This window comes from Pseudomonas putida, from assembly GCF_050989985.1.
Taxonomy (GTDB): Bacteria; Pseudomonadota; Gammaproteobacteria; order Pseudomonadales; family Pseudomonadaceae; genus Aquipseudomonas; species Aquipseudomonas putida_AI.
This window is the reverse complement of sequence record NZ_CP158815.1, coordinates 2,715,370-2,737,008: the sequence shown is the minus strand read 5'-3', so window position 1 is coordinate 2,737,008 and position 21,639 is coordinate 2,715,370. Positions and strand designations below refer to the sequence as shown.

Sequence of the window (21,639 nt, the reverse complement as noted above, 5' to 3'; positions counted from 1 at the left end):
CTTCGCGAGCATGCTCGCTCCTACAGGGTGGGCCGTGGTGTTGTGCGGGTTAGCGAACCGCCACCGCCTGCGTGGTGGCATCGGTAAAGTCGAACACCTTGCCGCCCTGGGCCGTGGCGAACTGCTGGGCCTGGCCTTTGAGCAGGAACGCGCTGAGCCGGCCTTTCGCATCACTGGCAAACCACGCCTGATCGGCAAGCAACTTGATCCCGCTGTCGCTCGCCTGGGCATACACCGCACGGATGTTCTTGCCTTCCTGCTTGAGGCTGGCCAATGCCGTGAATGCCGCTTCCGCCGAAGCGTATTGACGGACCTTCGGCTCGCCGCGCACCCAGATTTCCGCCACGTGGCTGAAGTCGGTGATGGCCTTGCCCGTCGAGGCATCCACCGCCTTCAGCGGGGTTTGCGCGTAGTTGGCCAACTGCGCCGTGTAGTCCAGGTTCGAGGCCTTGAAGGCGGCGCGGATGTACTGGTCGTCGATGAAGGTGTTCAGGTCGAGACCGCGATCGGCTTTCTTCAGCAACTTCAGGGTGTCGATGGCGGTGCCGACGGCCTGGCGGTATTCCGGTTTCCAGCTCAGGTCGCGGGTCTGCACGCCCAGCGGGCCGTGGAACAGGTAGTTGACCTCGGCATCGACCCCGGTGACCTTGGCGATCAGCTCGCTGTACTTCTCAGGCTCGGCGGCGAGCAACTGGTTGGCTTCGATGCTGGCGCGCAGGTAGGCGACGACGATTTCCGGGTATTTCTTCGCGTAGCTCTGGTCCACCAGCGCCCCGTGGAAGGTCGGTGCCCCGGCCTGGGAGCCGTCGTAGATCTTGCGGGCGAAACCGCGGCTCGGGAACAGCTCGGCGAACGGCACGAAGTCGGCGTGGGCGTCGATCTTGCCGGCCTGCAGCGCCGACCCGGCGACTTCCGGCGGCTGGGCGATGATGTTCACGTCCTTCTGCGGATCCCAACCCTGGGCCGCCACGGCCCGCAGCAACATGCCATGGGCGGTGGACGCGAATGGTACGGAGATGGTCTTGCCCTTCAACTCCGCCAGCGACTGCACGCCCGAGGCGCTCGGCACCACGATGCCGTTGCCGCTGCCCTTGGTGCTGCCCGACAACACGCTGATGAACAGGCTGTGCTTGCCCGAAGCTTCGAACGCCACGCCGTTGAACGAGCCGGGGAAGTCGGCCATGGCGCCGAAGTCGAGCTTGCCGGCGACCATCTCGTTGGTCAGCGGCGCGCCGCTGGTGAAGTTCTTCCACTCCACCTCGTACTTGGCGTCCTTGTACTGGCCGTCGTGGGGCAGGTATTTGTCCAGCAGGCCCAGCTCGCGGATCAACAGTCCGCCGGCGGCGCAGTTGATGGTGGTGTCCTGGGTGCCGATGGCGATGCGGATGGTTTCGGCCGAGGCCGACAGGGTGAATGAGGCCAGTACCAGACCGGCGACAGCTGTACGCAAGAACATGGGTGTTTCCCCTCGAATCGTTTATAGGATGTTCGTCTCCGCCACGATCAGGGCGTGGTGGGAAACGAGGGGTGTTTTGAAGCGTGCGTCCGGGGGTGGCCGGATGGCTTTTTGGGTCTGTCACAAAAGCAATGTAGGAGTGAGCCTGCTCGCGATGGCGATGGCACATCCAACATCTCATTGCCTGACCCACTGCAATCGCGAGCAGGCTCACTCCTACAGAGATCGCGTTTCAGCGCAGCAGGTACGGGATGTCGACTTTCACCGCCCCCGTCGGGCAGTCCTTTTCACAGGGCATGCAGTACCAGCATTCATCAAACGCCATGTAGGCCTTTTGTGTGGCCGGGTTGATCGCCAGCAGGTCCATCGGGCAGACGTCGACGCACACGGTGCAGCCTTTGTGGGCAATGCAAAGGTCCTCGTCGACCGTGACCGGCGCGTTGGAGCGGAAAAAGATTTCCTGGGGTTGATAGGCCATTTCGCGGTCTCTCCGTGGGTAAGGCTCAGGCCGCAAAGGCGCCGACACGCAGCCGGTCGTAGGCCTGCATTTCTTCGGCATCCAGCGGGATGATGTAAGGCTCGACGGCTTTCTTGAAGCTGGTCATCGCACCGTTTTCGTCCTTCTTCAGGTGGCAATGGCAGAACCAGTCGCTGTCGTTGCGCTGCGGGTGATCGACGCGATAGTGGTACAGCCCCCAACGGCTTTCCGCGCGGAACAACGAGGCGCGGGCGGCCATTTCCGCGCAGTCGCGGATCATGCTCACTTCCATGGCACGCATCAGTTCGTGGGCGTTGTGCGCCTTGATCTGATCGAGGTCGCGCTGGATGTCGCTGAAGCGTTGCAGGCCGATCTGCATCTTCTTGGTCACTTTCGGCGGTTGCAGGTAGTCGTTCACAAAACGCCGCAGCTTGTACTCGACCTGGGCCGGCGGCAGGCCGTGCTCACGATCCAGCGGTGCGTAGACCCGTTGTTTTTCGATTTCGATCTGCTCGGCATCCAGCTTGGAAAACTCGCGGTCGGCGACAAAGTCCGCCGCGTTGGTGCCCGCAAACCAGCCGTAGGTGAACGCGCCGAGCATGTAGTTATGCGGCACGGCAGCCATGTCGCCAGCCGAGTACAACCCCTTGACCGACGTCTCGGCCTTCTCGTTGACCCACACCCCGGACGCCGAATGCCCGCTGCAAAAACCGATTTCGGAGATGTGCATCTCGACCATCTGCGTGCGGTAGTCGGTGCCGCGATTGGCGTGGAACTGGCCACGACTCGGGCGTTCGTTGCTGTGCAGGATCTCCTCGATGTTCTGGATGGTTTCCTCGGCCAGGTGATCGAGCTTGAGGAACACCGGGCCGTTGCCACTTTCCAGTTCCTGGTGGAACTCCCACATCATCTGGCCGCTCCAGTAGTCGCACTCGATGAAGCGCTCACCCTTGTTGTTGGCGGTGTAGCCGCCCAGGGGACCGGTGACGTAGGCGCAGGCCGGGCCGTTGTAGTCCTTGATCAGCGGGTTGATCTGGAAGCACTCCAGGTTCGCCAGTTCGGCGCCTGCGTGATAGGCCATGGCATAACCGTCGCCGGCGTTGGTCGGGTTTTCGTAGGTGCCCATCAGGTAACCCGAGGACGGCAGGCCCAGACGCCCGGCAGCACCGCAGGCGAGGATCACCGCCTTGGCCTTGATCACATGGAAATCGGCGGTGCGGCAATCGAAGCCCATCACGCCGTTGACCGCGCCCTCCTCGTCCTTGAGCAAACGAGTGCAGACCAGGCGATTGGTGATGCTCACTCGCGCCCGCTTCAGTTGGCGGTACAGGACCTTCTTGATGTCGTGGCCTTCGGGCATCGGCAGCACATAGGCGCCCATGTGGTGGACCTTTTTCACCGCGTAGTCGCCGGTTTCATCCTTCTCGAACTTCACCCCCCAGCGGTCCAGTTGCTCGATAGTCTCGAAGCTGTGGGTGGCGTAGGCGTACACCGCGGCCTGATTGACGATGCCGTCGTTGGCGATGGTGATTTCCTTGGTGTACTGCTCGGGCGTGGAATGCCCCGGAATGATCGCGTTGTTCAGGCCGTCCATGCCCATGCTGATCGCGCCGCTGCGCTTGACGTTGGCTTTGTCGATCAACAACACCCGCAGATCGCGGTTGCGTTCCTTGGCCTTGATCGCTGCCATGGGTCCGGCGGTGCCGCCGCCGATGACGACGATGTCGTATTCCTGTTCGATGGTGCTTCTGCTCATAGCGCTATGGGTCATGCCTGATCCCCTTTTTGCCGGTCGATCCGCAGGCGGTACTGGAACGCATCGCCACGGTAGTAGAGGTGTTCGAAGTCCAGCGGCTGGCCAGCGGCGTCGTGGGTCAGACGCTCGATGCGCATGATCGGCGAGCCGGGCTCGACATTCAGCGCCTGGGTCAGGTCGCTGTCGGCCAGCACCGCATCGATGGCCAGGTCGGCGTGCCCGAGCGCGAGGCCGCAGTCGTTTTCCAGGATCAGGAAAATGTCGCGGGTGACCAGGTCAGCCTTCTCCAGGCGCTCGCCAACGGCCTTGGGCAGGTAGGTGATTTCCAGCGAGATCGGCTGGCGATTGATCAGGCGCACCCGTTTGATCTGCGCCACGGTTTCCCCTTCAGCCACCTGCAAACGCTCGGCGACGAGCTTGTCGGCGGCGATGAACTTGAAACTGCGCAGGCGGTTAATCACCTCGTAGCCGCGACCGGTCATAGACTCGGCCAGGCCTTGCAGGGTGCTGACGTTCTGGAAGGTCTTTGGCTTGGCGACAAAGGTGCCCTTGCCGTGGATCTTGAAGATCAGCCCTTCCTTTTGCAGATCGCCCAGGGCCTGGCGCACCGTGATGCGACTGACCTTGAACAGCGTGCCAAGCTCGCTTTCGGAGGGCATCTGGCTGTCTTGCGGGTATTCACCATCGAGGATGCGGGCGCGCAGTACGTCGCGAAGCTGGGTGTGCAGCGGAACGCTACTGAGGGAGAGAACGTTATCGGTCATCTGAGATCACTTGTTATAACGAGTTATGACGTGATCTTAGAGTTCTAAGGATGGGCTTGAGAAATACTGTTTGAGAATAAGGTTAGATGCGTGGTGCTGTTCCCTGTAGGAGCGAGCCTGCTCGCGATGAGGCCGGCACATCCAACATCAATGTCAGCTGTCAGCTGTCAGCTGTCAGGCCGCCATCGCGAGCAGGCTCGCTCCTACAGGTTCAGTGTCGTTTGAGGATTTGGTCCATCACCCAATCAGTCTTCAGCGCCTCTTCGGCCACCGCCGGATGCCGCGCCTCACCACGAATATGCGCGTTCATACCCAATACGTGATGCCACTGGATGTGCTCATGATGGGCGATGGTCAGGCTTTGGTGTTCATCTGCATGCAGCTCGACCGGATGCTCGTCGAACACCGAAAAGCTGATCCGCCCCTTGCTGCCAATCACCTCTACCCGATCTTCGCGGCGGTCGGAGACGAAGTTCCAGCAGCCCATGCCCAGCGCCCCGCCAGCAAATCGCCAACTGGCGCTGACGGCATCTTCGGCGGTGTACAGGCCGGCCTGTCGCGCGGTAAACCCGGCGACTTCGACGATATCGCCCAGCAGGTACTGGAACAGGTCGAAGCCATGGCTGGCCAGGTCCGCAAAGTAGCCGCCCCCGGCAATCGCCGGGTCGGTTCGCCAGTTGTCGCTACCGTCGAGGTCCCCCGGCGACGGGGCCTTGGTGAGTGTCCAGCTCAGGTGCCGGACCTCGCCGATCCGGCCTTCGGCCAGCCACTGCCGCACTTGCTGGAAGCGCGGCAACGAACGTCGGTAGTAGGAAACGAACAGATGCAGCCCGGCATCGGCAAAGGCCTTGTGCATCTCACGGCTTTGCCCGGCATTCAGCGACATGGGTTTTTCCACGCAGCAATGCTTGCCCGCGGCGGCCACCTTCAGGGCGTACGCGTGATGGCTGTCTGGAGGAGTGGCGATGTACACCGCGTCGACTTCGGGATCATTGATCAACCCATCGACGTCGGTGTAAATCCGGGCGATACCGTGACGCGCGGCGTAATCGCTGACTGCCTCCGGTCGCCGCCCCATCACCGCCACCAGCGCCGAGCCGGGCGCCTTGTAGAAGGCCGGCCCGCTCTTGCGCTCGGCGACGCTGCCGCAACCGATCATCCCCCAGCGCACTGCATTCATGCAGCGGTCCCGATGCTCAGGGCGCGCAGGTCCAGGCGGCCGTCTTTCAGCGGCGGGCACCAGTAGTAGCCGCCGGTGATCGGCCGGCTGATGCGGTACAGGCCATCGGTGACGCCGTCTTCCAGGCCGCTCATGCGCCGCAGTTGGACTTCGAAGGCATCGAGGGAGAAACCGAAAGCGAGGAACATCAGGCCGGCGCGGTCGTCTTCGATCCACGGCATCGAACGACGGACGATAAAGGCTTCAGGCGCGAAACTTTCCTGGGCGGTGCGCTTGACGTGAGCGGAGATCGGCGCGTCATCGAGTTCTTCGTTGTCGCTCAGGCGACGGCCCATGATGTCGTCGGTTTCGTGGGACGCCATGGCGTGGAAGCGCTTGAGGTCATGCTGCCACTGCTGGATCGCGGCGAAGCTGCCGCCGACCCTGCCTTCGCCGCCCTCGGCCACCAGCGCCGCAGCGGCAGCGGCTTCATCGCGAGGGTTCTCGGTGCCGTCTTCGTAGCCGGTCAGGTCATGGCCGTCGCGATGGCGGAAGCCTTCGGTCACTTGCACCAGGCGAAAAGCCGGGGCCAGCGCGGCGGCAAAAGCGTTGCTGCGATTGAGCAACTCGCCACGGTCGGTACCGTGCAACCAGCACCACAGCGCCTGTTGCGTCGAGGGGTTGTTCACGCCCACGCCGGTCAGCGCCGGGAAGGTGCGCAGTCCTTCGATATTGCCACCCAGGGCCTTGACCAGCGATTCACCGAAACCCGCCACCGCCGACGTGCCGTCCACCAGCTGCGTCAGTCTGTCGAGCGTGGCCGGCAGTTCGGCAACGGATTCGAGGGCGAAGAACATATGACGGGCTTGAGGCGGAACTGGGGTGGCGAGAATGCCCGGCTGGTAGTGACTCATGTGAACTCCTTCAGAAAGAGCGCGAAGTTTAACTCCGGCATCGACGCTTGTGTGCGGCGAGGTCAAAGATTGCGGTCTACGCTTGAGACACAATATCCAGACCCTCAACCCCTCTACTCTGCCTGTTAGCGCCGCAAATCCTACTGAAGGAGCGAGCATGCTCGCGAAAAACGTTCAAGCGCCGCGGGGTGCCTGATAGCCCGCGTCATCGTTCACGACCATCGCGAGCAGGGTCGCTCCTACAGGGTGCTGGGGGTGGCATGGTTCGCGGGTGACATTTCATACGGGGTAGCGACATGAGCACAGCAGACTTCCTTGGCAACCTGTTTCCCGAGGCCGGCAGCATCCCGGAAAAATACCGCTTCGACGGCCAGGTCGAGCAGCGCGAATACCTGGTCGACGGCGAGTTGAAAACCTGGCCCGGCGCCCTCGCCACCGTCCGCAGCCCGGTGTACCTGAGCAGTGCTGCCGGTGACGAGCAAGTCATCCTCGGCAGCACGCCGCTGCTGGACGCCGAAACCGCCCTCACCGCGCTCGACGCGGCCGTGCGCGCCTATGATCGCGGCCAGGGTCTGTGGCCGACCTTACGCGTGGCCGAGCGCATCCAGCATGTCGAAACCTTCCTCAAGCACATGCGCGAACAGCGCGAGGCGGTGGTGAAACTGCTGATGTGGGAGATCGGCAAGAACCTCAAGGATTCGGAAAAAGAGTTCGACCGCACCTGCGACTACATCGTCGACACCATCAACGCCCTCAAAGAACTCGACCGCCGCTCCAGCCGCTTCGAACTGGAGCAGGACACCCTCGGCCAGATCCGCCGCGTGCCGATGGGCGTGGCGCTGTGCATGGGCCCCTACAACTACCCGCTGAACGAAACCTTCACCACCCTGATTCCGGCGTTGATCATGGGCAACACCGTGGTGTTCAAGCCCGCCAAGCTCGGCGTGCTGTTGATTCGCCCGTTGCTGGAGGCCTTCCGCGACAGCTTCCCGGCCGGGGTGATCAACGTGATCTACGGCAGCGGCCGCGAGACCGTCAGCGCACTGATGGCCAGCGGCAAGATCGACATCTTCGCGTTCATCGGCACCAACAAGGCCGCCAGCGACCTGAAGAAACTGCACCCGCGCCCTCACCGCCTGCGGGCCGCGCTGGGGCTGGATGCGAAGAATCCCGGCATCGTCCTGCCGGAGGTGGATCTGGACAACGCGGTCAGCGAAGCGCTCACCGGTTCCCTGTCGTTCAACGGCCAGCGTTGCACCGCGCTGAAAATCCTCTTTGTCCACGAGGCCGTGGTCGAGGCTTTCATCGAGAAATTCAACGCCAAACTCGCCACGCTCAAGCCCGGCATGCCCTGGGACAGCGGCGTGGCCCTGACGCCGCTGCCGGAATCGGGCAAGGTCGACTACCTGCATTCGCTGGTCGCCGATGCCGTCGGCAAAGGCGCGAAAGTGGTCAATCCAAACGGTGGCGCGGCCCGTGCATCGTTCTTCTACCCTGCGGTGCTGTACCCGGTGACGCCGCAGATGCGGATCTACCAGGAAGAACAATTCGGCCCGGTGGTGCCCATCGTGCCATACCGCCACCTGGACACGGTGATCGATTACGTCCTGGAGTCGGACTTCGGCCAGCAACTGAGCATCTTCGGCACCAATCCGGTAGCGGTCGGCCGCCTGGTGGACACCTTCGCCAATCAGGTCGGGCGCATCAACCTCAATGCCCAATGCCAGCGCGGCCCCGACACCTACCCGTTCAATGGCCGCAAGAACTCCGCCGAGGGCACTTTGTCGGTACATGACGCACTGCGGGTGTTTTCGATCCGGACCCTGGTGGCGACCAAGTTCCAAGAGACCAACAAGGACTTGATCAGCGAGATAATCAGCGGCCGCAGCTCGAGCTTTTTGACCACTGACTACATTTTCTGAGGAGCGCGAATCTGAGCAAATCCCTCGATCATCGATTGCCACCGCTGTTGCGCCGGCTACTGCGTCCGCTTCTGGACCCGTACCGGCGCTATCGCCATGCGCGGATGATCCACGCGGTCCGCGTGTCGCTGGGATTGTTGGCATCGATCCTGCTGACCACCGGCCTTCATCTGCCTCACGGCGAATGGGCATCGGTGACGATGCTGGTGGTGATCGGCGGTTTGCAGCACCACGGCAACATCGGCAAAAAAGCCGCCGAACGCGCGATTGGCACCCTGGTCGGGGCGGCTATCGGTTTGGGATTGGTGGTGCAACAGGCCTGGCTCGGCCTGCCGTGGCTGACCTATTTCATCATGGCCGTGGTCTGCGGATTTTTTTCGTACCACGCCATTGGCAAGGGTGGATACACCGCGCTGCTGGCGGGTATCACCGTGTTTATCGTCGCCGGTCATGGCGACAATCCGATCTCTGACGGGCTGTGGCGCGGGGTCGACATCCTGATCGGCATCGCGCTGGCCCTGGCGTTTTCCTTTGCCCTGCCGCTCTATGCCGTCTACTCGTGGCGCTACAACCTGGCCGACGCCTTGCGTGACTGCGCAAGGATCTACGGGCGGATTATCGACGGCCAGCCCATCACCGCTGACGAACACCTGCAACTCATGGGTCGCCTGAACACGGCGATGGTGCAACTGCGCTCCCTGATGCCGTCGGTCTCCAAGGAAGTGAAGATTTCGATGACCGAACTGGACGCCATCCAGCGTCACCTGCGCATGTGTGTCAGCACGCTTGAGATCCTCGGCAACACTCGCCCGGATGTCGCCGAGCCTGGCGCCGTGGCTCAACTGCAATCAGAGTTCAAGGCGGAGAATCGGCTGGTTCGCGTGCAACTGATTGGCATGGCCCGGGCGCTCAAGACCGGTGAGTCCCTGCGTCTCGACCGGCCCGTGCCAGCGCTGGCGGAATCCCTCCAGGACACACCGATCAAAAGTCATCTTGACGGCTATCAATTACTGCTCCACCAGTTAGCGGCCAACATCGGTGAGATGCGCCAGCGCCTGGCCAAAACTGCGTCACAGTGGAGCATTTAGGAGTGCGTGACGGCTTTGCGAAATTTCAGGCTCCAACCCTGCTGCATTCCGGCAGCGGCCAGCAAAATTGCGGCTACGCCTATCCATTGCAGCGGTTCCAGACGGTGGCCGAAGGCAAACCAGTCGACGAAAATCGCTGCGATCGGGTAGATGAACGACAGCGCACCTGTCAATGCCGTCGGTAGCTTCTGGATGGCGCCGTACAACAGCACGTACATCACGCCGGTGTGCACGATCCCCAAAGTCACCAGGCTGCCCCAGGCACTCGGCGCCTGTGGCAGCGCGGAGGAGTACGCGAACGGCGCGAGCAACAGAACGCCGGTACTGACCTGAATCAGTGCGATCAGATGCGGCGGGGTACCGGTCAGACGCTTGATGACCAGCGCGGCAATTGCATAGAGGAACGCAGCGCCCAGTGCCAATACGATACCGATCAGATATTGATCGCCACTCTCGCCCTGCCCGCCATGGGCGCTGACGATCGCCAGCATGCCGAGGAACGAAACGCCCAGCCACGCCAGTTTCTGCACAGTGATTTTTTCATTGAGGAAGACTGCGGCCAGGCCCACCAACATGAAGGGCTGCACGTTGTAGACCGCGGTGCCAATGGCAATCGAGGCACGGGAGTAGGACGCGAACAACAGCACCCAGTTTCCGACAATCGCCACACCGCTGAACACGGCCAGCAGGAATGTGGTGCGGGTCAGGATGCCCGGGCGCAAAAAGCCGAATGCCGCGCAAATCAGCAACAACGCACCCGCACCGAACAGGCAGCGCCAGAACACCACATCCAGAACCGGTTGCCCGGAAACCAGCACAAACCAGCCAATGGTGCCGGAGATCAGCATGGCGGCGGTCATTTCGAACGAGCCACGGCGTATTGTCTTGTCCATCTTCAGACTCCTCTGTTGATGGGCAAAGTATGCCAATCCTCAGAGGCGCTTCTCCAGCGCATAAATCAGGCTAAACTCGGCATCTGCCTTTTTTATCAAGGCAATTTCAGAAAACTGCCTAACTGAGGATTTTCCATGACCGACGATATCGACCAGGTGCTGATCAGCGCCTTGATGGAAGACTCGCGGCGCTCGCTCAAGGCGTTGGCGCAGATCAGCGGATTGTCCTCGCCCAGTGTCGCCGAGCGCCTGCGTCGCCTGGAAGAACGTGGCGTGCTCAAAGGCTATACCGTCGAAATCGACCCCAAATGCTTCGGCTATCAACTCCAGGCCATCGTGCGTGTCCGCCCGCTACCGGGGCAGCTGCAGGAGGTGGAGCGGCAAATCATGGCCATTCCGGAATTCACCGAGTGCGATAAGGTCACCGGTGAAGACTGTTTCATCGCGCGCTTGCACGTGCGCTCGATGGAGCAGCTGGACACCCTGCTCGATCGCCTCAACACACTCGCGGAAACCAACACCGCGATCGTCAAGAAAACCCCGGTCAAACGCCGCTTGCCGCCCATGGCGTGAGCCTTCGCTCAAATTGCAGGCCATAAAAAAACCCGCCGAAGCGGGTTTTTCATTTCAAGGCTGACGATCAGTCATCGCGGCCCATGATGCCGAACAGCTGCAGCAGGCTGACGAACAGGTTGTAGATCGATACATACAGGCTGATGGTCGCCATGATGTAGTTACGCTCGCCGCCGTGGATGATGGCGCTGGTCTGGAACAGGATGCAAACCGAGGAGAACAGCACGAAACCTGCGCTGATCGCCAGTTGCAGACCGCTGATCTGGAAGAAGAAGCTGGCCAGCGTCGCACCCAGCAGGACAAAGAAACCTGCCGTGATAAAGCCGCCGAGGAAGCTCATGTCCTTGCGGGTGATCAGCACGTAGGCCGACAGACCGCCGAACACCAATGCCGTCATTGCGAATGCCGAGCTGACGACTTCAGCGCCGCCCTGCATGCCGAGGTAACGGTTGAGGATCGGGCCGAGCAGGAAACCCATGAAACCGGTCAGGGCAAATGCCGATACCAGGCCCCAGGCGGAATCACGGAGTTTGTTGGTGAGGAAGAAAAGACCGTAGAAGCCGATCAGCACCACGAAAATGTTCGGATAGCCAACACGCATCTGCTGGGCAACGTAGGCGGTGATACCGCTGAATGCCAGCGTAAGGGCGAGCAAGCCGTATGTGTTGCGCAGGACGCGGCTAACCTCTAGCTGCTCAGCCTGCAAGCTGTTATTAACTGCGTAATCCTGTTCGCGCATGGCGACACTCCTGTTGGTTTGTAACGTTCAGTCGCAAAGATCATAACAGACGCTCTGTAACAAGCTATGCGCAGAGTTTGACAGTGTGTTTCATTCAGGTATTATGGCGCCCGCAACAGAAACGGAGGTGTGGCCGAGTGGTTTAAGGCAACGGTCTTGAAAACCGTCGACTGTAACAGGTCCATGAGTTCGAATCCCATCGCCTCCGCCATCTTTATACGACAAAGCCCTGATTATTCAGGGCTTTGTCGTTTCTGCAGCCTGCAATTCCTGTTGCACCATCCCTGGATCGTTTCCGCTTCTTTTTGGTCATTTGCGCAGCCTGCCACGGCGCCCCTTCTCCCGCCCCAATCAATTGAGCACTCTGGCCTGCGTCGTCTCGCCCGGGAACGCCGGCAGCCCGTACGTCAACACAAGTTCCAAGGCCGGTTACAAGGGGTATAACTATCAGAGCAAAAGACGGGTCACCCGGAACAGGCCCTCCAAAGGCCGCGCCCGGGCCTGGCACCCCAGGCCTGATCGGCGCCAGCGGCGCGGAGCGATTTGATGAGTTCCAGAACATGGCGATGGGCTCGCAAGAGCCTTCTTGGCTGCATCGAGCTGGCCTTGCTGGTCGCCCCACTGTGTGCCAGCGCCATGTTCAAGTGCCAGGCCAGGGACGGAGCCATCAGCTACACCAGCCAAGCCATCGCCAGCGCCCGCTGCACTCGCGTGAATGACATGACGCACGCCGGTGTCGGCGCCAAGGCAAAGGCCCAGCCACGGCTCGTGCGAGGCGACGACTCAGGCGCGATGCGGATTCGGGTGTATACCTTCATGCACAGGGGTGTTCGCCAATATGTGAGCCGGCGCCCGGTCGGGATCTCCGCGAGGGTTGATGTACTTGAGGTCTATTACATCAAGGGCTGCTATCTGTGTACGGTGCCGAAGGATTTCAAGGTCGCCTCACTGCGCCTGGACACTTATTCCTATCGGCGGGAGATCGAGGCTGCCTCGGGTAAATATGGTGTCGACAGGGCGCTGGTCCGCGCAGTGATACATGCCGAATCGGCGTTTCGCCCCAACGCCATTTCCGAAGCAGGCGCCCAGGGGCTGATGCAGTTGATGCCCGCCACCGCCGAGCGCTTCGCCGTGGACGATCCGTTCGACGCACGACAGAACATTCGTGGCGGCGTGCGCTATCTGGCCTGGCTGCTCAAGCGTTTCAACGGCAACCAGATGCTGGCGTTGGCAGGTTACAACGCCGGCGAGGCGTCCGTGGACGAGTACAACGGGGTGCCTCCCTACGCGGAGACGCAATCCTATGTCACCCGCGTGCAGTCCTTGACCGAACGCTATCGCAACCATCGCTAGTTCATTCACGCCCCCCACCTTGGCGATCCGGCTTTCAGCATCGCCTGTGAAGTGGTCGGTGAGCCAGGCGGTGAATCCCTGACTCCCCTCGTCTGGTCCGACTATATGTACTGCTACAAGGGGTCGCGGTAATGACTGGCATCGCTGAAAAAACCGAGACGTCACGGGTGATGCATTTCGCTGCGAACATGACTGGCCGCGATTTCGCGGTCGGCGATATTCATGGGCATTTCACCCGGCTGCAGGTAGCGCTGGATGCGCTCGGGTTCGATCCTGCCGTCGACCGCCTGTTCAGCGTCGGAGACCTGATTGACCGTGGGCCCGAGTCGCAGGATGTGGACGAATGGCTGCTGCGCAGGCCCTGGTTTCATGCCGTTCGTGGCAATCACGAGCAAATGGCAATCGACTCGCACGCCGCTGGCCGCACAAGCGATCAATGCAGCCTGCACTTCATCAATGGCGGCGGGTGGTTCTACACACTTTCAAATGCCGAGCAGGACTACTACACCAGCATCTTTAGCAATCTGCCTCTGGTCATTGAAGTCGAAACCGCACAGGGAATGATCGGGATCGTTCATGCCGACGTTCCACACGTGAGCTGGGGGGATATGACCGAAGCCCTTGCTGAAACCGCAATGCCAGCCGGCCACGTTGTCGCGATGCTCCAATGGTCACGCAAGCGCCTTACGGACGGCGACTGCACCGCAGTGGATGGCGTGCGGGCTGTGATCGTGGGCCACACCCCCCTCAGGCAACCGGTCGTTCTCGGGAACGTGTATCACATCGACACCGCAGGCTGGCTGGACGGCCACTTCACGCTTCTGAATCTCTCAACCCTGCAATGCATCCCACCCATCAACCCGGAACACGGTTTCAATGAGAAGGAAAAACCATTGGGCCTGCACCCCCGGAAAGGAATCTTCGACCAGTAAGCCTCTACGCCAACTGCATCAACGCTTCTTCCACCGCCTCCACCACACGATTGCCCTTGGCCCCCGGCAGCTTCCAGGCGGCGATGACCATCCCCAGCGCAATTGATTGATCGATAGGCGCAACCAGTTCGCCACTGTCCAGATACCGCTGTATGAGGCTGCGACGGCCGATCAATACGCCAGCGGACAACAAGGCTTGTTGCACTGCGATGGAATACAGCGAAAAACCCGGCCCGCGGGCGACGAACTTCTGACCGGGCATGCATGAGCGAGTCCATATCTCCCAATCATTCCATCCCACATCGGCGATACAGCGCACATCGGCAAGATCGTTCGGATGCGTGATCCGCGCGGCCAGCGACGGCACGCAGACCGGCAGCAGTTCTTCGACGGCAAGCATCCGCTGCCCGCGCGCGAGTTGCTCGGTGTAGAACAGGCACAGGTCGAACGGGCTGCGTTTGAGGTTGGGCGGCTCATCGACCGCCGTGACCGAAATTTCGATGGGCGCCAGCATTTCGGTAAGGCGTGGCAGGCGCGGCCCGATCCACAATTGCGCCAACGCCGGCGAGGTGACGATATGTACCCGCTGGGGTGCGGACAGTCGCCGAAGGGTTCGGGCGGCTTCCTCTACGGCATCGAAGGCTTCGATGAACTGCTCCTTGATGCTCTCGCCCAATACCGTGAGCCTGACACCCTTTGCATGGCGCTCGAACAGCGCGGCACCGTATTCGTTTTCCAGGGACTTGATCTGGGCCGCGATGGCGCCCGGTGTCACCTTCAGCTCGTGTGCCGCCCGGGCGAAGCCGCCCAGACGCGCCGATGCCTCGAATGCGCGCAGAGCATTGAGTTGCAGGGTGTGCCTGATGGGTGAATCCAGAAACATGTGGTGAGCCTCATTTTTTCTAGGCCTAATATTTCAGAAATCTGCCGTTGTTCCCAATTGTTACGAGCATTATTTTGATCAGGCGCCACCTCGCCCGAATCACTACGCGCAACGATCTGATCATTCTCAAGGAACTCAAATGAATTATCGAAGTGGGACACATGCGTTCGTGCACGGTGCTCACACCGCTTCCCCTCTCACCACCGGGGTCATTCCGTTCGGGCTGATCGCTGGCGTCACCGCTGCCGGGATGGGGATGTCACCCACCACGACCATGGGCATGACGCTGCTGTTCTACTCGGGGTCGGCGCAAATAGCCGTGTTGCAGATGCTGCAGAATGGCGCCCTGCCATTGACCATCGTGCTCACCGCGCTGGTCATCAATCTTCGCTTTCTGATGTACAGCGCATCGCTGGCGCCTCACCTGCACCACCTGCCCCGGCACAAAACATGGCCCCTGTCCTATCTGCTGGCCGACCAGGTATTCGCGTTGTTCAGCCTTAGATCGGCCTCGGGTGGACTCGGACGCTTCGCTTTTCAGTACTACATGGGCGCTGCGGTCACGATGTGGATGGGCTGGAATCTGGCGGTGCTGGCCGGCGCATTCCTGGGAGCACGCATCCCCGAAGCCTGGTCCTTGGGCTTTACGATCCCGCTGTCATTCCTGGCGCTGCTGATCCCCGGCCTGCGCAATGCCGCGACCCTGGGCGCAGCTGTAGTGGGTGGTTCGCTGGCGGTGCTGGCGGTGGATCTGCCCTACAACCTGGGCATGCTGACGGCTTCCGTTGGCGGCGTTGTCGCGGGACTGATCGTCGAGCATCTGCGAAAGGATCTGCCTGCGGCGCAAGGCAATGAAGCTGAACAGGAGGCGTCATGAGCGAGCTATCCCAGTGGGGCCTGTTCCTGTTGATCGGCGCAGGCACCTTCGCCATTCGCCTGTCCTTCATCGAGTTTTACGGGAGCCTGCGAATTCCGCCGTTGCTGCGCCGAGCCCTGCTCTATGTACCGGCGAGCGTACTGGCTGCACTGGTCATGCCCGCCGTGGTGTACCCGGATCGGCATGCGGCGTTCGACTGGAGCAACCCACAAATTCCCGCGGCAATTCTCGCCGCCCTGGTCGCATGGCGCACCCGCAGTACATTGCTCACGCTGGGGGTCGGGATGGGCACCTTGTGGGCACTGAAATACTGGTACAGCTAGAGGTTCAGATTGCGGATCACCAACTGAACCCCGGTGACCAGAAGCCCGAACCAGGCGATTCGATAGAACCATGTCTGGTTCACCCGCCCCTGCAGCCAGATCCCCAGCCAGACCCCGGGTATCACAATCGGAGCCAGCGCCAGGCTTGCTCCGAGGTTGGTCAGCGAAAACTGGCCGAGCAGCGCATACGGCACCAACTTGATGGCGTTGGTCAGCAGGAAGAACACGTTGGTTGTCGCGATATAGCGGACTTTGTCCATCTGCTGGGGCAGTAGATACATCATCAACGGAGGCCCGCCGGCGTGAGCGACAAAGCTGGTGAAGCCCGCCAATGCGCTATAGAAGGTGCCCTTGCCAACCTTGGGTTGCGCGGGGGCAAGGGTGTGCCGGGCCGCCCAGACGTTCAGGCAGAAAAACACGATCGCAATGGCGCCCATCAAGAGTGCGATCAGCCGCTCGCTCAGGGCGCCAAACGTCAGCGCGCCAATCAGCACACCCACCAAGGCCCCCGGAATCATGATCTTCAGGTTGCCCTTGTCCCATTTGCCGCGAAACCGGCGCAGCCCGGTGATATCGGCGATGCACAGGATCGGCAGCATGATTGCCGCAGCCTGGGTCGGCGGCATGTTCAGCGCCAGCAACGGCACGGCAATGCCACCCAGCGCACCGCCGAAACCGCCCTTCGATATCCCCGTCAGCAAAACCGCCGGTATCCCCAACAAAAACAACTCGACCAGCGACATGCCCTGCTCCCTCTCGACCTTGAGTAAGTGATGGCAGCCTACGGTCTGGTGCCGGGTTTAGGAAGACGTGCTGGCCTATACCTTCGTTTGCACCCGCCCCTAACCTTCCCAAGGCGCTACTCCATCAACATCGATGGCGTATCTGGCAATCGCCTCGACACAGACACTCGACTCGAGCTTTCCTTCGCGAACCAGCGCCGTCAGCGCGCTCAAAACAATCTGATAACGATCCACCTCAAAGAACCTGCGCAGCCTGTTGCGCGTATCGCTGCGTCCAAAGCCGTCGGTGCCGAGCACTGTGTAGCGGCCATCCAGGTAACTGGCGATCAACTGGGGCAAGGCGCGCACGTAATCGGAGCAGGCAACGATCGGCGCCGGGTCGCCGAGGGATTCCTGAAGGTGGCTGCGGCGCGCCGGCTGGCCAGGATGAAGGCGATTCCAGCGTTCGACCTCCCGGGCATCGCGGGCCAGTTCGCTGAAGCTGGTGACGCTCCATACCTGGCTGGCGACGTTCCAGTCGCTGACCAACAACTGCGCGGCAGCGATGGCTTCGCGCAGGATCGCGCCCGAACCCAACAGATGGACCCTGCCGCGAGCATCGGCACAGTCATGCCCGGCGAAGCGGTACATGCCCTTGATGATCGCCGGTTCGGCGCCCTCGGGCAGGTTGGGTTGCGGGTAGTTTTCGTTCATCAGGGTGACGTAGTAGAACTCGTCCACCTGGCGCTCCAGCATCTGGCGCATGCCGTGGTCGAGAATCACCGCGAATTCGCAGGCGAAGGCCGGGTCGTAGGCGCGGCAGTTGGGGACCGTTGATGCCATCAGGTGGCTGCTGCCGTCCTGATGTTGCAGGCCTTCGCCGCCCAGGGTCGTGCGCCCGGCGGTGGCGCCCAGCAGGAAGCCGCGGGCCCGTTGATCCGCCGCCGCCCAGATCAGGTCGCCGATGCGCTGGAAGCCGAACATCGAGTAATAGATGTAAAACGGCAGCATGGGCAGGCCGTGCACCGAATAGCTGGTCGCAGCAGCCACCCAGGAGCTGATCGCACCCGCCTCGCTGATGCCCTCCTCCAGGATTTGCCCATTCAGGGCTTCCCGATAGCTGAGGATCGAACCGATGTCCTCGGGCTCGTAGCGCTGGCCGACGCTGGAGTAGATGCCGATCTGCTTGAACAGGCTGGCCATGCCGAAGGTACGCGCTTCATCGGCGACGATAGGCACGATGCGCGGCCCCAATTGCCGGTCGCGCAGCAGCCCGCCCAGCATGCGCACGAAGGCCATGGTGGTGGACATTTCCTTGCCTTCGGCGGCCATCGCAAACCCGGCGTAGCTGTCGAGCGCAGGGACCGGCAATGGCGGGCAGGCCGAAGATCGCGCCGGCATATACCCACCCAATGCCCGGCGGCGTTCGTGCAGGTAGCGCATTTCACGGCTGTTTTCGTCCGGCTTGAAGAAACTCAGGGACTGCGCCTGCTCGTCGCTCAACGGCAAGTTGAAACGGTTGCGGAAGGCGATCAGCGCCTGCGCGTCGAGTTTCTTCTGCTGGTGCACGGTCATCCGGCCCTGCCCCGCTTCCCCCATGCCGAAACCTTTCTTGGTCTGCGCCAGAATCACCGTGGGCCTGCGGCCCTCGCGCCGGGCGGCGTGGTAGGCGGCAAAGATTTTCACCAGGTCGTGACCACCGCGCTTGAGGCGATCGATCTGCTCGTCGCTGAGGTCCTCAGCCAGGCGCGCCAATGCCTCGTTCTGGCCGAAGAAATACTCACGGTTGAAACGACCGTCCTTTGCCGCGAACGTCTGGAACTGGCCATCGACCGTGGCGGACAACGCCTTGACCAGCGCGCCATCGCTGTCGCGCGCGAACAAACCGTCCCAATCGGAACCCCAGACCAGTTTGATCACATTCCAGCCGGCGCCGCCGAACAGCGCTTCGAGTTCGTCGATGATGCGACCGTTGCCCCGCACCGGCCCGTCCAGGCGTTGCAGGTTGCAGTTGACCACCCAAACCAGATTGTCGAGGCCTTCGCGCGCCGCCAGCGTCAGCGCCGACATGCTTTCCGGCTCGTCCATTTCCCCATCGCCGAACACCCCCCAGACGGTTCTTTCCGTGGTGTCCTGCAGGCCTCGATGGTGCAGATAACGCATGAAACGGGCCTGGTAGATCGAGCTGATCGGACCGATGCCCATGGAGCCGGTGGGAAATTGCCAGAAGTCCGGCATCAGCCATGGATGCGGATAACTCGACAGGCCCTGCGCGCCATTGGCCTTGGCTCCGATTTCCTGCCGATAGTGCTGCAGATCCTGCTCATCCAGCCGGCCTTCGAGGAAAGCCCGGGCATAGACACCCGGCGCCGAGTGCGGCTGATAGAACACCAGGTCACCACCATTGCTCTCGGTTCGCGCCTTGAAGAAATGGTTGAAGCCGACTTCGAACAGATCGGCGGCGCTGGCATAACTGGCGATGTGTCCGCCCAATTCGCCGTAGGCCTGATTGGCCCGGGCAACCATCGCCAGGGCATTCCAGCGCATGATCGAGGCCAAGCGTTCTTCGATGGCCAGATCACCCGGAAACACCGGCTGCCGGTCGACGCTGATGGTGTTGATGTAGGGGGTGCCGTGGCTGGGCCGCCAACCGATGTCCGATTCGCTGGCCACCGATACCAGCATATCGAGGATCTTTTTCGCCTGCGCCGCACCGCCATGGTCGATGACCGACCGTAGCGCATCGCGCCATTCGGCGATTTCCTGGAGGTCTTCTGCTGCCTGGGCCGGCAATCGGGGGTGAACATCGGACGGATTCATGGGCAACTCCTGCAAGTGTCGAGCGACGCTTAAAGGTGGCATTCCATCAATGTGATCGCTCTCGCGCCGTTTCGCCAGCGCACGATCGACCGGGTGCGCCCCACTCAATCACGCATTGGCGTTTCCCGAGCGGATGAACGAATAGCGATCGATATCGGTGCGCAACTGCCATCCCTGGCCTTGCCAATAACGGGCGGCAGCCTCGTTGCTCTTGAACACGTCCAGGTGGCATTTGAGGATGCCCTGCTGCTCCAGCGCGCTCAGGCAACGCTCGACCAGCGCATGGGCAATGCCCTGTCGCCGATACGCCGGCAGGACCAGCAAGTGCTGCAGATAACCCCGGCGCCCGTCGTGCCCGCACATCACGCAGCCGCACAGTTCGCCGTCGACTTGCGCAACGAAACTCATGCCGGGATTGCGTTGCAGATAACGCGCGGTGGCCTCGCGGGAATCGGCGTCGCGCAGGGAAATGCCCGGCGTGTCGCGCATAAGGGCGATGACCGCATCGTAATCGTCCAGGGTCATGACTCGGAGAGTGAACATCGGTGGCTACCTGCGTAATGACGGAGGCCGCAGGCTAGCAAATGCCGCCTGTCGCTTGTGTGAACTTGCCAAGGCAGGTGATTTGTATCGCTGTGTAGGTTTTCCCGGTGAACCTACACGGCGATACACAACCGCCGGTTCAAGACACACTCGGCCTACATGGGGATGAAAAAGTGCGCGGGTCGCCCTGCTGGTGTTCTTCGCTCGTTCGAGCGACACCCGGGCGCAAACGCTGAAAATTTCAGGAGCCCCCATGATCAACAATATCGAAACCGTGCTGTACACCGGCAAGACCGTCACCACCGGTGGTCGCCAGGGCGAATCCCGTAGCGACGATGGCCGTCTGGACGTCAAGCTGTCCCCTGTGGGTTCTTCCGGGAGCGGCACCAATCCCGAGCAACTGCTGGGAGCCGGCTGGTCGGCCTGCTTCATCGGGGCCATGGGCAAGGCCGCGGCCGCGTTGAAAGTGGCGTTGCCGGCTGACGTCAGCGTCGCGACCGAAATCGACCTGGGCAAGACCGACAACGCCTTCTTCCTCCAGGCACGCCTGAATGTCAGTCTGCCGGGCGTGGACCCTGTACTGGCCCGCACCCTGGTCGACGCCGCACACCAGACCTGCCCGTACTCCAAGGCAACCCGTGGCAACATCGACGTCACCATCAACCTCGTCTAAGCGCCCGCCCCTTGTGGGAGCGAGCTCGCTCGCGATGAACTCGAATACGCCGCGTTTCTCCAGCAGGAACGCGTCATCGTTGACGTCCATCGCGAGCAGGCTCGCTCCTACAAAAAGCAAAAAAAGCCGGGCATTAGAAAGCCCGCACAAGGCGGGCTCTTAGTGGGTTTAGTAGGTGGCCAGTGCTGGTCTCTGGCTTACGAGGTTTCTCAGGACTCCCACAGGTACAGCAATGCGCTGTCCTGCTTCACACGGCATAAGGGCTGGATCTCAGCGCGGAGATCTTTCTAACCGTGTACCCTTCGGAGCGCGCCCCACGCGTCCTCGCTATCCGCTTGCGCATCAGTCTGCGTTTTCACCTACAAGTTCAAGACTAGCAAAACCCACAAAATGTAAAAGTGTCTTTTTAGACCGATTTCGTACTTCGGCCGGCGCCGAAAAACCCAAACATGCTATCGAAGGTATGCCTATAACGTGCGTTGGCTATTGCCGATGCCCTTGGCGATATCGATCCCCCAATCCATCGCCGCTTCCATGTCCAGCATGTGCGGCTTGGGGTCGTGATTTTCGTCGATCACCGAGCCGTCCGGCCGGTACACGCCGATGAACATCCCCAGCGATCCATCTTTCAGAATTTCGGCCCTTACCCGGATGCTGCATCCGTTGGACAGCGTTTCCTTGTGTTCCAGATGGCGCTCAGTCATGACTGCTTTCCTCCCGTCGCTGGACTCAAACCTAACTGGCAATGCTAGCTCAGCCCCTCGAATTCGC

Annotated in this window: 21 protein-coding genes and 1 tRNA gene; 9 read left to right on the top strand and 13 right to left on the bottom strand. The window is 61.4% G+C overall.

Translation table 11 applies throughout. The features are described 5' to 3' along the window. Positions 1-49 precede the first annotated feature (49 nt). The 6 genes from ABTV29_RS12705 to ABTV29_RS12680 form a co-directional block, all read right to left on the bottom strand. Entirely contained in the window at positions 50-1,456 is a 1,407-nt protein-coding gene (locus tag ABTV29_RS12705; RefSeq protein WP_433770689.1) for an ABC transporter substrate-binding protein, read from the bottom strand. A 232-nt stretch (positions 1,457-1,688) separates the two neighbouring features. Beyond that, complete coding sequence (locus ABTV29_RS12700) at positions 1,689-1,934, bottom strand: 4Fe-4S dicluster domain-containing protein (protein ID WP_008060065.1); 246 nt, start codon at positions 1,932-1,934, stop codon at positions 1,689-1,691. Between the two features lie 25 nt (positions 1,935-1,959). Beyond that, entirely contained in the window at positions 1,960-3,690 is a 1,731-nt protein-coding gene (locus ABTV29_RS12695; RefSeq protein WP_433771858.1) for a fumarate reductase/succinate dehydrogenase flavoprotein subunit, read from the bottom strand. Between the two features lie 11 nt (positions 3,691-3,701). Then, entirely contained in the window at positions 3,702-4,454 is a 753-nt protein-coding gene (locus ABTV29_RS12690) for a GntR family transcriptional regulator (RefSeq protein WP_433770688.1), read from the bottom strand. A gap of 211 nt (positions 4,455-4,665) precedes the next feature. After that, a complete protein-coding gene (locus tag ABTV29_RS12685; protein WP_433770686.1) occupies positions 4,666-5,634 on the bottom strand; it encodes a Gfo/Idh/MocA family protein in 969 nt (322 codons plus the stop codon). After that, positions 5,631-6,527 (bottom strand): Dyp-type peroxidase, encoded by an 897-nt coding sequence (locus tag ABTV29_RS12680; protein WP_433770684.1) that lies wholly within the window; start codon positions 6,525-6,527, stop codon positions 5,631-5,633. The genes ABTV29_RS12685 and ABTV29_RS12680 overlap by 4 nt, the downstream gene beginning before the upstream one ends. Positions 6,528-6,823: 296 nt before the next feature. On the opposite strand from ABTV29_RS12680, the gene ABTV29_RS12675 reads away from it, so the two are divergent. Both ABTV29_RS12675 and ABTV29_RS12670 read left to right on the top strand, forming a co-directional pair. Then, positions 6,824-8,449 (top strand): NADP-dependent glyceraldehyde-3-phosphate dehydrogenase, encoded by a 1,626-nt coding sequence (locus ABTV29_RS12675; RefSeq protein WP_433770682.1) that lies wholly within the window; start codon positions 6,824-6,826, stop codon positions 8,447-8,449. A 44-nt stretch (positions 8,450-8,493) separates the two neighbouring features. Then, entirely contained in the window at positions 8,494-9,537 is a 1,044-nt protein-coding gene (locus ABTV29_RS12670; RefSeq protein ID WP_433771856.1) for an FUSC family protein, read from the top strand. On the opposite strand, the gene ABTV29_RS12665 is transcribed toward ABTV29_RS12670, so the two are convergent. Continuing rightward, positions 9,534-10,430 carry a DMT family transporter gene (locus ABTV29_RS12665; protein WP_433770681.1) on the bottom strand — a complete coding sequence of 299 codons (897 nt, stop codon included), beginning with the start codon at positions 10,428-10,430 and terminating at the stop codon, positions 9,534-9,536. The two genes, ABTV29_RS12670 and ABTV29_RS12665, sit on opposite strands and share 4 nt — an antisense overlap. A gap of 135 nt (positions 10,431-10,565) precedes the next feature. On the opposite strand from ABTV29_RS12665, the gene ABTV29_RS12660 reads away from it, so the two are divergent. Beyond that, complete coding sequence (locus ABTV29_RS12660; protein ID WP_433770679.1) at positions 10,566-11,003, top strand: Lrp/AsnC family transcriptional regulator; 438 nt, start codon at positions 10,566-10,568, stop codon at positions 11,001-11,003. Between the two features lie 67 nt (positions 11,004-11,070). Here the strand turns inward: ABTV29_RS12660 and ABTV29_RS12655 are convergent, their stop codons facing one another. Next, positions 11,071-11,742, bottom strand: a complete 672-nt coding sequence (locus ABTV29_RS12655; protein WP_110963322.1) for a Bax inhibitor-1/YccA family protein — start codon at positions 11,740-11,742, stop codon at positions 11,071-11,073. A gap of 123 nt (positions 11,743-11,865) precedes the next feature. Here ABTV29_RS12655 and ABTV29_RS12650 point away from each other — a divergent pair. From ABTV29_RS12650 to ABTV29_RS12640, 3 genes are all read left to right on the top strand, one after another. Next, positions 11,866-11,953, top strand: a tRNA-Ser gene (locus ABTV29_RS12650). A gap of 335 nt (positions 11,954-12,288) precedes the next feature. Then, positions 12,289-13,095 carry a lytic transglycosylase domain-containing protein gene (locus tag ABTV29_RS12645; protein ID WP_433770677.1) on the top strand — a complete coding sequence of 269 codons (807 nt, stop codon included), beginning with the start codon at positions 12,289-12,291 and terminating at the stop codon, positions 13,093-13,095. Between the two features lie 131 nt (positions 13,096-13,226). Next, entirely contained in the window at positions 13,227-14,027 is an 801-nt protein-coding gene (locus ABTV29_RS12640; protein WP_433770675.1) for a metallophosphoesterase, read from the top strand. A 4-nt stretch (positions 14,028-14,031) separates the two neighbouring features. Here ABTV29_RS12640 and ABTV29_RS12635 read toward each other — a convergent pair whose 3' ends face one another. Beyond that, entirely contained in the window at positions 14,032-14,910 is an 879-nt protein-coding gene (locus tag ABTV29_RS12635) for a LysR family transcriptional regulator (protein WP_433770673.1), read from the bottom strand. Positions 14,911-15,049: 139 nt separating this feature from the next. Between ABTV29_RS12635 and ABTV29_RS12630 the strand changes: the two genes are divergently transcribed. Continuing rightward, positions 15,050-15,787, top strand: a complete 738-nt coding sequence (locus ABTV29_RS12630; RefSeq protein ID WP_433770672.1) for an AzlC family ABC transporter permease — start codon at positions 15,050-15,052, stop codon at positions 15,785-15,787. Next, positions 15,784-16,110: an AzlD domain-containing protein gene (locus tag ABTV29_RS12625; protein WP_433770670.1), complete on the top strand. Its 327-nt coding sequence runs from the start codon at positions 15,784-15,786 to the stop codon at positions 16,108-16,110. Before ABTV29_RS12630 ends, ABTV29_RS12625 begins: the two co-directional genes overlap by 4 nt. On the opposite strand, the gene ABTV29_RS12620 is transcribed toward ABTV29_RS12625, so the two are convergent. The 3 genes from ABTV29_RS12620 to ABTV29_RS12610 form a co-directional block, all read right to left on the bottom strand. Further along, complete coding sequence (locus tag ABTV29_RS12620) at positions 16,107-16,853, bottom strand: sulfite exporter TauE/SafE family protein (protein WP_433770669.1); 747 nt, start codon at positions 16,851-16,853, stop codon at positions 16,107-16,109. The two genes, ABTV29_RS12625 and ABTV29_RS12620, sit on opposite strands and share 4 nt — an antisense overlap. A gap of 99 nt (positions 16,854-16,952) precedes the next feature. Next, positions 16,953-19,652, bottom strand: coding sequence for an alpha-ketoglutarate dehydrogenase (gene mdeB, locus ABTV29_RS12615; RefSeq protein WP_433770667.1), 2,700 nt, complete (start codon positions 19,650-19,652; stop codon positions 16,953-16,955). A 108-nt stretch (positions 19,653-19,760) separates the two neighbouring features. Beyond that, entirely contained in the window at positions 19,761-20,195 is a 435-nt protein-coding gene (locus ABTV29_RS12610; protein ID WP_433770665.1) for a GNAT family N-acetyltransferase, read from the bottom strand. Positions 20,196-20,448: 253 nt separating this feature from the next. Here ABTV29_RS12610 and ABTV29_RS12605 point away from each other — a divergent pair, with 253 nt between their 5' ends. Then, positions 20,449-20,868 (top strand): organic hydroperoxide resistance protein, encoded by a 420-nt coding sequence (locus ABTV29_RS12605; RefSeq protein WP_433770663.1) that lies wholly within the window; start codon positions 20,449-20,451, stop codon positions 20,866-20,868. A 467-nt stretch (positions 20,869-21,335) separates the two neighbouring features. Here the strand turns inward: ABTV29_RS12605 and ABTV29_RS12600 are convergent, their stop codons facing one another. After that, complete coding sequence (locus tag ABTV29_RS12600) at positions 21,336-21,572, bottom strand: hypothetical protein (RefSeq protein ID WP_433770661.1); 237 nt, start codon at positions 21,570-21,572, stop codon at positions 21,336-21,338. Positions 21,573-21,639: the final 67 nt, after the last annotated feature.

Coding starts and splice junctions, on each gene's coding strand:
- ABTV29_RS12705 (WP_433770689.1), bottom strand. CDS start 1,456: ATGTTCTTGCGTACAGCTGTCGCCGGTCTGGTACTGGCCTCATTCACC.
- ABTV29_RS12700 (WP_008060065.1), bottom strand. CDS start 1,934: ATGGCCTATCAACCCCAGGAAATCTTTTTCCGCTCCAACGCGCCGGTC.
- ABTV29_RS12695 (WP_433771858.1), bottom strand. CDS start 3,690: ATGAGCAGAAGCACCATCGAACAGGAATACGACATCGTCGTCATCGGC.
- ABTV29_RS12690 (WP_433770688.1), bottom strand. CDS start 4,454: ATGACCGATAACGTTCTCTCCCTCAGTAGCGTTCCGCTGCACACCCAG.
- ABTV29_RS12685 (WP_433770686.1), bottom strand. CDS start 5,634: ATGAATGCAGTGCGCTGGGGGATGATCGGTTGCGGCAGCGTCGCCGAG.
- ABTV29_RS12680 (WP_433770684.1), bottom strand. CDS start 6,527: ATGAGTCACTACCAGCCGGGCATTCTCGCCACCCCAGTTCCGCCTCAA.
- ABTV29_RS12675 (WP_433770682.1), top strand. CDS start 6,824: ATGAGCACAGCAGACTTCCTTGGCAACCTGTTTCCCGAGGCCGGCAGC.
- ABTV29_RS12665 (WP_433770681.1), bottom strand. CDS start 10,430: ATGGACAAGACAATACGCCGTGGCTCGTTCGAAATGACCGCCGCCATG.
- ABTV29_RS12660 (WP_433770679.1), top strand. CDS start 10,566: ATGACCGACGATATCGACCAGGTGCTGATCAGCGCCTTGATGGAAGAC.
- ABTV29_RS12655 (WP_110963322.1), bottom strand. CDS start 11,742: ATGCGCGAACAGGATTACGCAGTTAATAACAGCTTGCAGGCTGAGCAG.
- ABTV29_RS12645 (WP_433770677.1), top strand. CDS start 12,289: ATGAGTTCCAGAACATGGCGATGGGCTCGCAAGAGCCTTCTTGGCTGC.
- ABTV29_RS12640 (WP_433770675.1), top strand. CDS start 13,227: ATGACTGGCATCGCTGAAAAAACCGAGACGTCACGGGTGATGCATTTC.
- ABTV29_RS12635 (WP_433770673.1), bottom strand. CDS start 14,910: ATGTTTCTGGATTCACCCATCAGGCACACCCTGCAACTCAATGCTCTG.
- ABTV29_RS12630 (WP_433770672.1), top strand. CDS start 15,050: ATGAATTATCGAAGTGGGACACATGCGTTCGTGCACGGTGCTCACACC.
- ABTV29_RS12625 (WP_433770670.1), top strand. CDS start 15,784: ATGAGCGAGCTATCCCAGTGGGGCCTGTTCCTGTTGATCGGCGCAGGC.
- ABTV29_RS12620 (WP_433770669.1), bottom strand. CDS start 16,853: ATGTCGCTGGTCGAGTTGTTTTTGTTGGGGATACCGGCGGTTTTGCTG.
- mdeB (WP_433770667.1), bottom strand. CDS start 19,652: ATGAATCCGTCCGATGTTCACCCCCGATTGCCGGCCCAGGCAGCAGAA.
- ABTV29_RS12610 (WP_433770665.1), bottom strand. CDS start 20,195: ATGTTCACTCTCCGAGTCATGACCCTGGACGATTACGATGCGGTCATC.
- ABTV29_RS12605 (WP_433770663.1), top strand. CDS start 20,449: ATGATCAACAATATCGAAACCGTGCTGTACACCGGCAAGACCGTCACC.
- ABTV29_RS12600 (WP_433770661.1), bottom strand. CDS start 21,572: ATGACTGAGCGCCATCTGGAACACAAGGAAACGCTGTCCAACGGATGC.